This window comes from Phaeobacter italicus (assembly GCF_001258055.1).
GTDB classification, from domain to species: domain Bacteria; phylum Pseudomonadota; class Alphaproteobacteria; order Rhodobacterales; family Rhodobacteraceae; genus Phaeobacter; species Phaeobacter italicus.
On record NZ_CVRM01000011.1, the window covers coordinates 43,536 to 57,306 of the forward strand.

12 protein-coding genes are annotated in these 13,771 nt (G+C 63.8%); 10 read left to right on the plus strand and 2 right to left on the minus strand.

What is annotated here, in order from left to right; genetic code table 11:
* Positions 1-4: 4 nt before the first annotated feature.
* Genes NIT7645_RS03525 through mraY form a run of 3 tightly spaced genes read left to right on the plus strand, consistent with a single transcriptional unit; the run spans position 5 to position 4,009 of the window.
* The gene (locus NIT7645_RS03525) at positions 5-1,489 is read left to right on the plus strand and encodes a UDP-N-acetylmuramoyl-L-alanyl-D-glutamate--2,6-diaminopimelate ligase (RefSeq protein ID WP_008560292.1); all 1,485 of its coding nucleotides are present in this window, start codon (positions 5-7) and stop codon (positions 1,487-1,489) included.
* Complete coding sequence (locus tag NIT7645_RS03530) at positions 1,486-2,898, plus strand: UDP-N-acetylmuramoyl-tripeptide--D-alanyl-D-alanine ligase (RefSeq protein ID WP_050686186.1); 1,413 nt, start codon at positions 1,486-1,488, stop codon at positions 2,896-2,898. Before NIT7645_RS03525 ends, NIT7645_RS03530 begins: the two co-directional genes overlap by 4 nt.
* 28 nt (positions 2,899-2,926) lie before the next feature.
* The gene (gene mraY, locus NIT7645_RS03535) at positions 2,927-4,009 is read left to right on the plus strand and encodes a phospho-N-acetylmuramoyl-pentapeptide-transferase (RefSeq protein ID WP_008562883.1); all 1,083 of its coding nucleotides are present in this window, start codon (positions 2,927-2,929) and stop codon (positions 4,007-4,009) included.
* A 334-nt stretch (positions 4,010-4,343) separates the two neighbouring features.
* Here mraY and NIT7645_RS03540 read toward each other — a convergent pair whose 3' ends face one another.
* Positions 4,344-5,258 (minus strand): glutaminase, encoded by a 915-nt coding sequence (locus NIT7645_RS03540; protein ID WP_008558900.1) that lies wholly within the window; start codon positions 5,256-5,258, stop codon positions 4,344-4,346.
* A 127-nt stretch (positions 5,259-5,385) separates the two neighbouring features.
* Between NIT7645_RS03540 and murD the strand changes: the two genes are divergently transcribed.
* On the plus strand, positions 5,386-6,792 hold the full coding sequence (murD, locus tag NIT7645_RS03545; protein ID WP_008561474.1) for a UDP-N-acetylmuramoyl-L-alanine--D-glutamate ligase: 1,407 nt from the start codon (positions 5,386-5,388) through the stop codon (positions 6,790-6,792).
* Between the two features lie 47 nt (positions 6,793-6,839).
* On the opposite strand, the gene NIT7645_RS03550 is transcribed toward murD, so the two are convergent.
* Positions 6,840-8,021, minus strand: a complete 1,182-nt coding sequence (locus NIT7645_RS03550; RefSeq protein ID WP_008562323.1) for a BaiN/RdsA family NAD(P)/FAD-dependent oxidoreductase — start codon at positions 8,019-8,021, stop codon at positions 6,840-6,842.
* Between the two features lie 132 nt (positions 8,022-8,153).
* Here NIT7645_RS03550 and ftsW point away from each other — a divergent pair, with 132 nt between their 5' ends.
* From ftsW to murB, 6 genes are all read left to right on the plus strand, one after another.
* The gene (gene ftsW, locus NIT7645_RS03555) at positions 8,154-9,323 is read left to right on the plus strand and encodes a putative lipid II flippase FtsW (RefSeq protein WP_037302495.1); all 1,170 of its coding nucleotides are present in this window, start codon (positions 8,154-8,156) and stop codon (positions 9,321-9,323) included.
* Between the two features lie 129 nt (positions 9,324-9,452).
* Positions 9,453-10,550 (plus strand): UDP-N-acetylglucosamine--N-acetylmuramyl-(pentapeptide) pyrophosphoryl-undecaprenol N-acetylglucosamine transferase, encoded by a 1,098-nt coding sequence (locus tag NIT7645_RS03560; RefSeq protein ID WP_037302894.1) that lies wholly within the window; start codon positions 9,453-9,455, stop codon positions 10,548-10,550.
* Positions 10,547-11,944: a UDP-N-acetylmuramate--L-alanine ligase gene (gene murC, locus NIT7645_RS03565; protein ID WP_008560671.1), complete on the plus strand. Its 1,398-nt coding sequence runs from the start codon at positions 10,547-10,549 to the stop codon at positions 11,942-11,944. Before NIT7645_RS03560 ends, murC begins: the two co-directional genes overlap by 4 nt.
* Positions 11,945-12,020: 76 nt before the next feature.
* Positions 12,021-12,275 carry a DUF2484 family protein gene (locus NIT7645_RS03570; RefSeq protein ID WP_037302494.1) on the plus strand — a complete coding sequence of 85 codons (255 nt, stop codon included), beginning with the start codon at positions 12,021-12,023 and terminating at the stop codon, positions 12,273-12,275.
* Entirely contained in the window at positions 12,272-12,523 is a 252-nt protein-coding gene (locus tag NIT7645_RS03575) for a DUF2484 family protein (RefSeq protein ID WP_008561553.1), read from the plus strand. Before NIT7645_RS03570 ends, NIT7645_RS03575 begins: the two co-directional genes overlap by 4 nt.
* A gap of 139 nt (positions 12,524-12,662) precedes the next feature.
* Complete coding sequence (gene murB, locus NIT7645_RS03580) at positions 12,663-13,586, plus strand: UDP-N-acetylmuramate dehydrogenase (protein WP_008559834.1); 924 nt, start codon at positions 12,663-12,665, stop codon at positions 13,584-13,586.
* Positions 13,587-13,771: the final 185 nt, after the last annotated feature.

Below are 13,771 nucleotides of genomic sequence, written 5' to 3' on the forward strand. Positions count from 1 at the left end.
TGCTATGAGCACCAGTCAAAACCGTCCTCTGAGCCAGCTGGGGCTAACCGCCCGCGGCGGGGTCGATCCGATGATCTGCGGCATTGCCGTGGACAGCCGCAAGGTGGTCGAAGGGGGGCTGTTTGCGGCCCTTCCGGGCAGTCAGGTGCATGGGGCGAAATTCACCCCGGCCGCGCTTGGCAATGGGGCGGCGGCAATCCTGACCGACGCCGCCGGGGCGCAGATCGTGGCAGAGCTGTTGCGCGATTCCACCGTGGCGCTGGTGGTGGTCGAAGACCCGCGTCAGGCGCTGGCCTATGCGTCGGCCCTGTGGTTTGGCGCGCAGCCCGAAACCATGGTGGCGGTGACTGGCACCAATGGCAAAACCTCGGTGGCGAGCTTTGTGCGTCAGATCTGGATCGAGCTGGGCCACAAGGCGGTAAACCTTGGCACCACCGGTGTCGAAGGCGCCTGGAGCCATCCGCTCAACCATACCACACCCGAACCTGTCACGCTGCATGATGCGCTGGCGCAGGCCGCAGCAGCCGGCGTCACCCATGCCGCGATGGAGGCCTCCTCGCACGGGCTGGACCAGCGGCGTCTGGACGGTGTGCATCTGGCGGCGGCCGGCTTTACCAATTTCACCCAGGACCATCTGGACTATCACGAAACATTCGAGGCGTATTTCGCCGCCAAGGCCGGGCTGTTTCGCCGGGTGCTGCCAGAAGATGGCGTGGCGGTCATCAATATGGACGATCCGCGCGGCCCGGAAATGCGCGCCATCGCCGCTGCGCGCGGGCAGGAGGTGATCTCTGTCGGGCGCGGCGCGGGCGATCTGTCCCTGATCGGTGCACGCTTTGATGCCTCTGGGCAGGACATGCGGTTTACCTGGCACGACAAACCCTATCAGGCGCGGCTGAACCTGATCGGCGGTTTCCAGGCCGAGAACATCCTGCTGGCCTGTGGTCTGGTGATCGCCAGCGGAGAAGACCCGCAGGCCGTGTTTGAGACGCTGCCACATCTGCAGACCGTACGGGGCCGGATGCAGCTGGCGGCCACCCGCGACAATGGCGCGACGGTGTTTGTGGATTACGCCCATACCCCCGATGCGGTGGCCACTGCGATCAAGGCGCTGCGCCCGCATGTGCTGGGCCGGTTGGTGGCCATTGTCGGCGCTGGCGGTGATCGCGATGCCGCCAAACGCCCGCTGATGGGGCAGGCCGCGCAGGAGAATGCGGATCTGGTGATTGTCACCGACGACAACCCCCGCAGTGAGGATCCGGCGGTGATCCGTGCCGCTGTCAAGGGCGGTGCGCCGGGCGCGCTGGAAGTGGGCGACCGGGCCGAGGCGATCTTGCGCGGCGTTGATGCGCTGGGGGCGGGCGATGCCCTGCTGATCTGCGGCAAGGGGCATGAGACCGGCCAGATCGTTGGCACAGATGTTCTGCCCTTTGATGATGTCGAACAGGCGAGCATGGCTGTCGCCGCTCTGGACGGGAGGCTGGTATGACGCTTTGGACCGCTGAGGAAACCGCCGCAGCAACCGGTGGCGTTGCCATTGGCGACTGGCATGTGAACGGGATTTCCATCGACACGCGCAGCATCGCCAAGGGGGATCTGTTCGTGGCCTTGAAGGCGGCGCGTGACGGCCATGATTTTGTGGCGCAGGCGCTGGAGAAAGGCGCCGGTGCTGCGCTGGTGTCGCGCAGACCCGAGGGCGTCAGCGAAGATGCGCCGCTGTTGCTGGTTGAGGATGTGCAGACCGGGCTGGAGGCCCTTGGCCGCGCGGGTCGTGCGCGCACGGATGCGCGGGTGATCGCGGTTACCGGATCGGTCGGCAAGACCTCGACCAAGGAAATGCTGGCGCGTATGTTGTCGGATCAGGGTCGCACCCATGCCGCCGTCGCAAGCTACAACAACCATTGGGGCGTGCCGCTGACGTTGGCCCGGATGCCGCGCGACACCGAATTTGCGGTGATTGAAATTGGCATGAACCACCCCGGCGAGATCAGCCCGCTTGCAAAACAGGCTCGCCCGCATGTGGCGATGGTCACAACCGTGGCCCCCGTGCATCTGGAGGCCTTTGACGGCATCGAAGGCATCGCCGCAGAGAAGGCTGCCATCATGGATGGCCTGGAGCCCGGCGGCGTTGCGGTTTTGAACGCTGATATTGCCGAGGCCCCGATTCTGCAGGCAGTTGCCGGGCGTGCGGCGCAGGATGTGCAGTGGTTTGGCACCGGTCAGGGGCCGATTGCGCCCAGCTACCGGCTGGTCGCAACCACCCTGCGCGGAGATGAGACAGAGGCCGAAGTCACCCTGCCCGGCGGGCAGGGGCATCGTTTGCAGATCCAATCGCTTGGCGCGCATTTTGCAATGAACGCGCTTGGGGCGCTGGCCTGTCTTGCGGCTTTGGATCTGGATCTGACCAAGGCCGTGCAGAGCCTGTCGCTCTGGTCGCCCGTCACCGGTCGCGGGGCGCGTGAAACCGTGTCACTGGGCGCGGGGCAGGGCGAAATCCTGCTGCTGGATGACAGCTATAACGCCAACCCCACATCCGTGGCCGCCGCGCTGGCGGTGCTGGCGGCAACCCCCTGCGAGGGCCGTCGCATCGCCTATCTTGGCGACATGAAAGAGCTCGGCCCGCAGGAAGCGGCGCTGCACGCAGCCCTCGCTGATTTGCCCGCGATGGCGGATCTGGATGCGGTGCACTGCATCGGGCCTTTGATGGGCGCGCTTCATGCTGCCCTGCCTGCGGACAAACGCGGCGGGCACTATGCCAGCAGCGCCGATGTGCTGGCTGATCTGCCGGGTCAGATCGGTGCAGGCGATGTTGTGCTGGCGAAAGGGTCTCTCAGCATGGCGCTGGCCAAGGTTGTTGACGGCATCCGCGAATTGGGCCATGGCGAGGCCACTTCTTAAAAACACGTGAACTGAGGGACCGGCTGACATGCTCTATTGGTTGACCGCGCTGTCGGATGGGGGGGATTTTTTCAATCTCTTTCGCTACATCACCTTCCGGGCAGGCGGGGCCTTTTTGACGGCGCTTCTGTTCGGGTTTCTTTTTGGTCCGCCGCTGATCAATGTGCTGCGCCGCAAGCAGGGCAAAGGTCAGCCGATCCGCGATGACGGCCCTGAGGCGCATCTGGCCAAGGCGGGCACGCCCACCATGGGGGGGCTGCTGATCGTGGGGGCGCTGGTTACCGCGACGCTTTTGTGGGCGCGTTGGGATAACCCGTTTGTTTGGCTTGTTCTTTTTGTCACGCTGTCCTTTGGCCTCATTGGTTTTGCCGATGATTATGCCAAGGTGTCCAAGCAGAACACCGCGGGTGTTCCGGGCAAGCTGCGGCTGGCGCTGGGGATCACGATTGCGGTGATTGCAGCACTTTGGGCGGCGGCCTATCACCCGGAGGCGCTGCAGAACCGTCTGGCGATGCCGGTGTTCAAGGATACGCTGATCAACCTTGGTCTGCTTTATGTGCCGTTTTCGATCTGCGTGATCGTGGGGGCTGCCAATGCGGTGAACCTGACCGATGGTCTGGATGGTCTTGCGATCATGCCGGTGATGATTGCGGCAGGAACGCTGGGCATCATCGCCTATGCGGTTGGGCGCGTTGACTTTACGGAATATCTGGACGTGCACTATGTGCCGGGCACCGGCGAGATCCTGATCTTTACCGCCGCGTTGTTTGGCGGTGGTCTGGGCTTTCTGTGGTACAACGCCCCGCCTGCGGCGGTGTTCATGGGTGACACCGGTTCGCTGGCCCTGGGGGGTGCGCTGGGGGCGATTGCGGTCGCAACCAAACACGAGCTGGTGCTGGCGATTGTTGGCGGCCTCTTTGTGGTAGAGGCGCTGTCGGTCATCATTCAGGTTCTCTACTTCAAGCGCACCGGCAAGCGGGTGTTCCTGATGGCGCCGATCCATCACCACTATGAGAAAAAGGGGTGGGCCGAGCCCACGATCGTGATCCGCTTCTGGATCATCTCGCTGATCCTTGCGCTGATCGGACTGGCGACGCTGAAAGTGCGCTGAGCCAGCACGGATCGCCGCGGGCAGGGTGTCTGCCGCGGGGTGGTGCATTGTCCTGGTCTTTTTTGGAACCGCCCGGAGCTGCCGCTTCGGGCGGTTTGTCTTTGCAGAAGAAGGCGGCGCCGCCGGAGGGGCGGAGGGTGGATGACCTTTGCCAGGGGTCATCTCCGTCTGTCGGCCTATACGGATCCCACGCCCTATGCCGACCCAGTTCGGGCAGCGGGGCGGAGGGACTGTCTCCTGATCTTGGTGTCGCAACAAATGGCAGCGTAGCAAACCGGCCTGAAGAGATCGTAGCCCATGCGTTCGCAGCTATGGCAACACCTGCAACCTGACCCTAGAACACCGACCAGTCCATTTCTCGGGCCAGCCGTTCCATTGCCTCTGTCCCCAGTTTGGAATTGCCGTTGCGGTCCAGTCCCGGTGACCAGACGGCGATGCTGGCCTTGCCCGGCACGACGCCCAGGATGCCACCGCCCACGCCGCTTTTGGCGGGCAGGCCAACGCGGTAGGCAAATTCGCCCGAGCCGTCATAGTGGCCGCAGGTCAGCATCAGCGCATTGAGGCGGCGCACCCGGTCAAGGGAGACCATGCGTGGATGGCAATCCGCACCAATCAGAAAACGCCCCGCACGGGCGAGCTGCGTTGTCGTCAGCTCTGTGGCGCAGTGATGGAAATAGGTGCCCAGCACCTTGTCGGGATCATTTTTCAGATTGCCAAAGGAGGCGAGGAAATGGGCATGGGCAAAATTGCGGTGCCCGTGGGCGGTTTCCGAGCGGGCAACATCGGCGTTGATATGGATGTCATCATCCTCTGCGGCGGCGCGGATAAAGCTGAGGAATTCGGCCAGCGCCTCGCGCGGCTCGCGGCCTGCCAGCACCTCGTCGGTGGTGACGATTGCGCCTGCGTTTACAAACGGATTGCGGGGGCGGCCGCGTTCGTGTTCCAGCTGCACGATGGAATTGAACGCCGTGCCAGACGGCTCTCGTCCGACGCGGCGCCACAGCTGGTCGCCAGACCGGCCAAGCGCGATGGCGAGGGTAAAGACCTTGGTGATGCTTTGCGCTGAAAACCGGGTGGCCGCGTCCCCGGCGCTGTAGATCTGCCCATCTGCGGTCGCCACGGTGATGGCGAACTGATGCGGGTCGACCTGGCCCAATTCGGGAATGTAGCTCGCAACCTCGCCCCGGTCGGGATCATCGCGAAGGTCGGTGTTGATGGCGTCGAGGATCTGCTGCATTTGCGCGGGCATGTCTGCGGGCCTCCCAGTTTTTGGCCGACGTTAGCGGGATGGCGGTGAGATGACAAACGCAACGGGACTGGCATTGGTTCCCGCGATCGGGTAGCGATTTGATCAAAGACCATGTGGAGGGCGGGCGATGATCCCTGTGACCGGATTTGAAGGCGCAACAGTTGCGGTGCTGGGGCTTGGGCGATCGGGGCTCACCACGGCGCGGGCCTTGCGGGCGGGCGGTGCAGAGCCTGTCTGCTGGGACGACAATCCGGGTGCGCGGGCGCGGGCCGAGGTTGAGGGGTTCACCTGCCGTGATTTGCTGAAATCCGGCGCCTTTGATGATGTTGCGGCATTGGTCGTGTCGCCCGGCATTCCACATCTCTATCCCAAGCCGAACCCGGTGATCCGGGCGGCGCTGGTGGCGGGTGTGCCGGTGGACAATGACATCGGCCTGTTCTTCCGCTCGGTTGCGACGCGGGGATGGGAGCAATACGATCAGGCGCCGCGCATCGTGGCGGTCACCGGGTCAAACGGCAAATCCACCACGGTTGCGCTGTTGCATCACATACTGCAGGAGGCCGGGCGCGAAAGCCAGCTGGCGGGCAATATCGGCCGTGGTGTTCTGGACATCGACCCGCCGGGCTCTGGTGGGGTCGTGGTGCTGGAGCTGTCGAGCTATCAGACCGATCTGGCGCGCGCATTGACGCCGGATGTGGCCGTGTTCACCAACCTCAGCCCTGATCATTTGGACCGGCACGCGGGCATGGGGGGCTATTTCGCGGCAAAGCGGCGGCTGTTTGCAGAAGGCGGGCCAGACCGCGCCATCATCGGCGTCGACGAGGACGAGGGGCTGTATCTGGCCGGTCAGCTGTCAGAGGCGGCCAGCGATGACCGGGTGATCCGCATCTCGGCAAGCCAGAAGCTGACCGGGCCGGGCTGGCAGGTCTTTGCGCGCAAGGGGTTTCTCAGCGAATACCGCAAGGGGCGGCAGGCGGCGTCGATTGATCTGCGCCAGATGCAGGGGTTGCCCGGCGCGCATAACCACCAGAACGCCTGTGCGGCCTATGCGGCGGCGCGCGCGCTGGGGCTGGCGCCGCGTCTGATCGAAGACGCGCTGGCGAGCTATCCGGGCCTGCCACATCGCAGCCAGACCATCGCGACCCATGCCGGTGTGCGTTATGTGAATGACAGCAAGGCCACCAACCTCGACAGCGCGGCCAAGGCGCTGGGGGCTTTTGAAAACATCCGCTGGATCTGCGGCGGGCTGGAGAAAGAGGGCGGGCTGGATGCGCTGCGCGGGCAGGCCGGCAAGGTGCGCAAGGCCTATGTGATCGGGCGCGAGGCGGCGGGGTTTGCCATGCAGCTGGATGTAGAGGCAGAGGTCTGCATCACCATGGCACAGGCGGTGGCCCGCGCGAGCGCCGAGGCAGAGCCGGGCGATACCGTGCTGCTGGCCCCGGCGGCGGCGAGTTTTGACCAATACGACAACTTTGAACAGCGTGGCGAGGATTTCATCGCCGAGGTTGGCAAGCTGACGGGCGCAGACGGCTGAGGCCGGGCTAAGGACGGGCTGGGGTTGGGGCTAAGGCTGGCGCAGCCTCAGCGGCGTGCGGCGATGGCGCTGCCCGCCGCCACGCCAGAGGCCCAGGCCCATTGAAAGTTATAGCCGCCAAGCCAGCCGGTCACATCCACCGCCTCTCCAATGGCATAAAGGCCCGGAACCGTCTTGGCCTCCATTGTCTTGGACGACAGCGCATCGGTGTCAATGCCGCCAAGGGTGACCTCGGCCGTGCGATACCCCTCGCTGCCCGACGGCGTGAGGCTCCAGTTTTCCAACCGGTCGCAGAGATCGCGCAGGGCTGCATCGGACTGATCTGCCAGCCGCCCCTTGAGCCCCAGTTCGGGGGCGAGGAAATCAACCAGTCGGCCGGGCAGGTGGCGGGCGAGCTCGGTCGTCAGATCCTTGCGCCCTGCTTCCTGACGTTGGCTGCGCAGCAGGTCGAACAGGGGCGTCTGCGGGATCAGGTTGGCGTTGATCTGCTCGCCTTCGCGCCAGTAGGACGACAATTGCAGCACCGAGGGGCCGGACAGGCCGCGGTGGGTGAACAAAAGCGCCTCGTCAAAACTGGTGCGCGCATTCGACAGCCGCGCAGGCAGGGCGACACCGGCCAGGGGCTTGAAACGGTCATCGGAGAAGGTGAAGGGCACCAGGGCGGGGCGGGTATCTGTCAGCGGCAGATCAAACTGCCGCGCAAGATCATAGGCGATGCCGGTTGCGCCCATCTTGGGGATGGATTTGCCGCCCGTCGCAATCACCAGATTGCGGGCCGTCAACTGCTGCCGCTTGCCCTCGCGCTCTACCTCGACCTGAAAGCCATCGGCGGTGCGCGCAACGGACAGGATCGAGGTCTGCAACCACAGATCTGCGCCTGCGGCCTTCAGCTCCTCCACCAGCATCGCAACGATCTGCTTGGCCGATCCATCGCAGAACAGCTGGCCCAGCGTCTTTTCGTGCCAGGCGATGCCGTGGCGGTCCACCAGTTCGATGAAATCCCACTGCGTGTAGCGCGCCATCGCGGATTTGCAGAAATGCGGATTCTGCGACAGGTAGTTTTCCGGGCTCGCGTACATGTTGGTAAAGTTGCAGCGCCCTCCGCCGGAGATGCGGATCTTTTCCCCCGGCGCCTTGGCATGGTCGATCACCAGCGTGCCGGGGCCAGAGCGGGTTGCACACATCATTCCGGCAGCGCCGGCACCAAGAATAAGGGTTTCATAAGCCATGTGCGGCCATAGGCGCGGATTACCGCCAAAGGCAAGAGGAAGAGGGTGGCCTGATGAAAACTTTCCGGTTACTGTTTGCCTAACGATCCCGAAAACGGGACGGGCGACGAGGCAGATAGTGGCGGTTTTTCCATGACTGAGATGGTCTATGGCGCGCTCCCCGTACAATCGGGCGAGCCAATCCTACCCAAGTGGTGGCGGACTTTGGACAAGTGGACGATGTCCAGCATTCTGATGCTGTTTGTCATCGGGCTCTTGTTGGGGCTTGCGGCCTCTGTCCCGCTGGCAGAGCGCAACGGGTTCGGCAACTTCCATTATGTGCAGCGCCAGATGGTCTTTGGGCTGACGGCGCTTGCGGCGATGATCATCACCTCGATGATGTCGCCCACGCTGGTGCGGCGGCTGGCGGTTGTGGGCTTTATCTGCGCCTTTGTGGCGCTGGCCCTGCTGCCGGTTTTCGGCACTGATTTCGGCAAGGGCGCGGTGCGCTGGTATTCCCTTGGCTTTGCCTCGCTGCAGCCTTCGGAGTTCCTGAAGCCGGGCTTCATCGTGGTTGCGGCCTGGATGATTGCGGCCAGCCAGCAGATCAACGGCCCGCCGGGCACGTTGATGTCCTTTGGTCTGTGCATGACCGTGGTGCTGATGCTGGTCATGCAGCCCGATTTCGGTCAGGCCTGTCTGGTGCTGTTTGGCTGGGGGGTGATGTATTTCGTCGCCGGTGCGCCGATGCTGTTGCTGGTGGCGATGGCGGTCGTCGTCGTGCTGGGCGGCATTCTGGCCTACAACAGCTCGGAGCATTTTGCCCGCCGTATCGACGGGTTCCTGAACCCTGAAATCGATCCCACCACCCAGATGGGCTATGCCACCAACGCCATCCGCGAAGGCGGGCTGTTTGGGGTTGGTGTTGGCGAAGGTCAGGTGAAATGGTCACTGCCTGATGCCCACACCGATTTCATCATCGCGGTCGCGGCCGAGGAATACGGGCTTGTGCTCGTGGTGATCTTGATCCTGCTCTACGCCACTGTTGTTGCGCGCTCGCTGTTTCGTCTGATGCGCGAACGGGACACGTTCATCCGTCTTGCGGGCACTGGTCTGGTCTGCACCTTTGGGGTTCAGGCGATGATCAACATGGGCGTTGCCGTGCGGCTTTTGCCTGCCAAGGGAATGACGCTGCCGTTCGTCAGCTACGGGGGATCCTCGTTGATTGCGGGTGGCATCGCGGTCGGCATGCTGCTGGCGTTTTCCCGATCACGCCCGCAGGGGGAGATTGCGGATTATCTGAACGGCCGTGGGCGGGGATGAACAGGCGACAGGGACGCGGCTGACCCCCCGGTGGGGCGCGGCGGTCTCTCGCGGGGACAGATCAGGCGCTGACCGGTTATGAGCCGGGCACAGCAGCAACAGCAGGTAAAAGAAAGACAACACGGGACGATGGCACAGAAATTGCTCTTGATGGCTGCTGGGGGGACCGGTGGCCATATGTTTCCTGCACAGGCCCTTGCTGAGGCGATGCTGAGACGTGGCTGGCGGGTGAAACTGTCAACGGATGCGCGTGGCGCGCGCTACACCGGCGGCTACCCCCATACCACGGAAATCACCGAAGTGCCCTCGGCCACATTTGCCCGCGGAGGGCTTTTGGCCAAGGCGATGGTTGGCCCCAAGATTGCGGCAGGCGTGACCCGGATGGCGATGCAGATGCGGCGCGACCGGCCCGATGTCGTTGTGGGCTTTGGCGGCTATCCGTCGATCCCGGCGCTGGGGGCGGCAACCCTGTTGAAGCTGCCACGCATGATCCACGAACAAAACGGTGTCCTGGGCCGGGTGAACCAGCTGTTTGCGCCGCGGGTGGCGCAGGTTGCGTGTGGTGTCTGGCCAACGGACCTGCCCGACGGGGCCCAAGGCGTTCATGTGGGCAATCCGGTGCGCGCGGCGGTGCTGGAACGTGCCGGCGCTGGCTATATCCCGCCGGGGGATTATCCGATGTCCATTCTGGTGATGGGCGGCAGTCAGGGCGCGCGCATCCTGTCGGATATGGTGCCCGGCGCAATCGCGGCGCTGCCGGAGGCGCTGCGCAGCCGCCTGCGCATTTCCCATCAGGCGCGCGATGAAGACGGCGCGCGCGTCACCCAATTCTATGCCGATCACGGCATCAGCGCCGACGTGCAGCCGTTCTTTACCGATGTGCCTGCACGCATGTCCGAGGCGCAGCTGGTGATCTCGCGGTCGGGGGCGTCTTCGGTTGCGGATATTGCCGTGATCGGCCGCCCGTCGATCCTGATCCCGTTTGCTGCGGCGGCAGGAGACCACCAAAGCGCCAACGCGCGCGGGCTGGTGGATGCGGGCGCTGCGGTGCTGATCCCGGAAAGCGCCCTTGACGTTTCGGCCCTGTCAGAGCAAATCAGCGCAGTTCTGAGTAACCCCACCGCTGCCACGCAGATGGCCAATGCAGCCCTGCAGACCGGTATCCCGGACGCAACCGAGCGTTTGGTGGCGATGGTGGAAAAGCTGTCCGAGGAAGGAAACACATGACCCCTGCAACCAAACTCCCCGGTGACGTCGGCCCGATCCATTTCGTCGGCATCGGTGGTATCGGCATGTCCGGCATTGCCGAAGTGCTGCTTAATCTGGGTTATGTCGTGCAAGGGTCCGACCTGAAGGCCTCCAAGATCACCAGCCGGCTGGAAAAGCTGGGGGCGCAGATCTTTGTGGGGCAGCGGGCAGAGAACCTTGAGGATGCGGCGGTTGTCGTGATCTCGTCGGCGATCAAGCCGGGCAATCCCGAACTGGATGAGGCCCGCAACCGGGGCCTGCCGGTGGTGCGGCGCGCAGAGATGCTGGCCGAGCTGATGCGCCTGAAATCCAACATTGCCATCGCAGGCACTCACGGCAAGACCACCACCACCACGATGATGGCCGAGCTGATGGTGGCAGGGCATTTCGATCCGACCATCGTGAATGGCGGCATCATTCACGCCTATGGCTCCAACGCGCGGATGGGGCAGGGGGAATGGATGGTGGTGGAGGCCGACGAAAGCGACGGCACATTCAACCGCCTGCCTGCGACCATTGCGGTTGTCACCAATATCGACCCCGAGCACATGGAGCACTGGGGCGATTTCGACACGTTGCGCAATGGCTTTTACGAGTTTGTTTCGAACATTCCGTTCTACGGCATTGCCGTGTGCTGCACCGATCACCCGGAAGTGCAGGCACTGGTGGGCCGGATCACCGACCGCCGAGTCGTGACCTATGGTTTCAACACCCAGGCCGATGTGCGGGCGGTCAACCTGACCTACAAGGCGGGCGTGGCCCATTTCGACATTCAGCTGCAGGCCGAGGATCGCGTGATCGAAGGCTGCACGCTGCCGATGCCGGGGGATCACAACGTCTCTAACGCGCTGTCGGCGGTGGCGGTTGCCCGCCATCTGGGGATGAACAGCTCTGAAATTCGCGCAGCCCTTGCGGCCTTTGGCGGGGTCAACCGTCGCTTTACCAAGGTGGGCGAGGTGGATGGCGTCACCATCATTGATGACTACGGTCACCACCCGGTCGAGATTGCCGCCGTTCTGAAGGCCGCGCGTCAGGCGTGTGACGGGCGGGTGATTGCGGTGCATCAGCCGCACCGCTATTCGCGCCTGTCGAGCCTGTTTGATGATTTCTGCGGCTGCTTCAACGAGGCGGATGTGGTGGCGATTGCCGAGGTCTTTGCCGCGGGCGAAGACCCGATCGAGGGCGCGGGGCGCGACGATCTGGTGGCCGGTCTGATCCGCCACGGCCATCGCCACGCCCGTGCCTTGCTGGATGAGCCGGATCTGGAGCGTCTGGTGCGCGAACAGGCCCGTCCCGGTGACATGGTTGTCTGCCTTGGTGCGGGCACCATCAGCACCTGGGCCAATGCCCTGCCAGAGCGCTTGAAGGGCTGAGGGTGGCGCGGCTGCAGGCATATCCTGCCTTGCCCCTTGTGGCGGTGGGTGTGACCCCAAAGGCGGGGGCGTGCCCATGCTGAGTGTGACCGCTGCGGCCATCTGGGTTCTGCTGGCCTGCGGTGTGGCGGCGTTGCCGATGCGTTGGCAGATTGCGCCGGGGCTGGCGCTGCTGATTGCGGCACCTGTGCTGATTGTCTTGCTGGGGCGTGACCACGGGGCGATTGCTGCGGGGTTTGGCGTCTTTGCCCTGGTGTCGATGTTCCGCCGTCCGATCCTGCATGCGCTTGGTCGGCTGCGCCAGCGCCACGGTGCGGAGGCCCGCAAATGACGCCATCGCTGATCCTTGCCTGTGTCTGGGTGGTTGCCGCCAATGTTCTGGCGATGATCCCAAGCCGCGACAATCACTGGTCGCGCGCCTATGTGCTGATCGCCCTTGGCATCCCGCTGCTGGGCTATGTGACCTATGAAAACGGGCCGTGGTGGGGGCTGGGTGTGCTGTTTGCGGGCATGTCTGTTCTGCGCTGGCCAGTGATCTATCTGGGTCGCTGGCTGCGTCGCCAGCTGAACGGCGGCTGAGACGCGGCTGGATCGCGGGCCTGCGCGACGGGGAGACCATTGTCGGCGGCGCTGATTCCAGAGTAGAGGCAGGGCACACATCAGGACGCAGCTGCGTCCGCGTGGGGATTTTGACGGACGACAAGACGGGACGGGATCTATGGACATCGACGGGCTGCGTGGCAGGCTTACACCCAATCGGGCGCTGGCGGATTTGACCTGGCTGCGCGTGGGCGGACCTGCGGATTATCTGTTTCAGCCTGCCGATATTGAAGATCTCTCGCATTTCATGCGGGCCTGTGAACCGTCGGTTCAGGTGTTTCCCATGGGGGTCGGGTCGAACCTGATCGTGCGCGATGGCGGGCTGCGGGCGGTTGTCGTGCGGCTGGGCCGGGGGTTCAATTCAATCGAGATCGATGGCGACACGGTCACTGCGGGTGCGGCTGCGCTGGATGCGCATGTGGCGCGCAAGGCCGCTGATGCCGGGGTTGATCTGACGTTTCTGCGCACCATTCCCGGCTCTGTCGGGGGGGCGGTGCGCATGAATGCCGGCTGCTACGGCAGTTATGTGGCGGATGTGTTCCAGTCGGCCACCGTGGTTTTGCGGACGGGAGAGGTGGTAGAGCTGGGGCCCGAGGCCCTGAATTTTGCCTATCGCCAAAGCGATCTGGCGGAGGGCGCGGTCCTTGTGTCGGCCAAATTGCGCGGCCCTTTGGGTGAGCCAGCGGCGCTTCATGCCCGGATGGAAGATCAGCTCGCAAAACGGGACGCCACCCAGCCCACGAAGGAACGCTCTGCCGGGTCGACCTTTCGCAATCCGGCCGGGTTTTCCTCAACCGGGCGGGCGGATGATGTGCATGATCTCAAGGCTTGGAAGGTCATTGATGATGCCGGCATGCGCGGAGCCCGTCGCGGAGGCGCGCAGATGAGCGAGAAGCACTCCAACTTTATGATTAACGCCGGTGGCGCAACTGCCGCAGATCTTGAGGGATTGGGCGAAGAAGTGCGAAAAGAGGTTTACGCCAATTCTGGCATAACGCTAGAGTGGGAAATCATGCGGGTGGGGGATCCGCTTTCCGAATAAACGATAAATGACCTGATTTTTAAGGCTTTCCCCTTGAAGTCAGGCCCGCCACCGGGTGAAACGCAATGGCGGATCGAAGCGGAAAAGCGCGATCTTGGTAAAGGCAATGTTAACGGGCCGGTAACGAATTTGTCGTTAATATGGTGTGAGGCACCAGCGGATCCGGAGCCATTGCGGGCTATCAC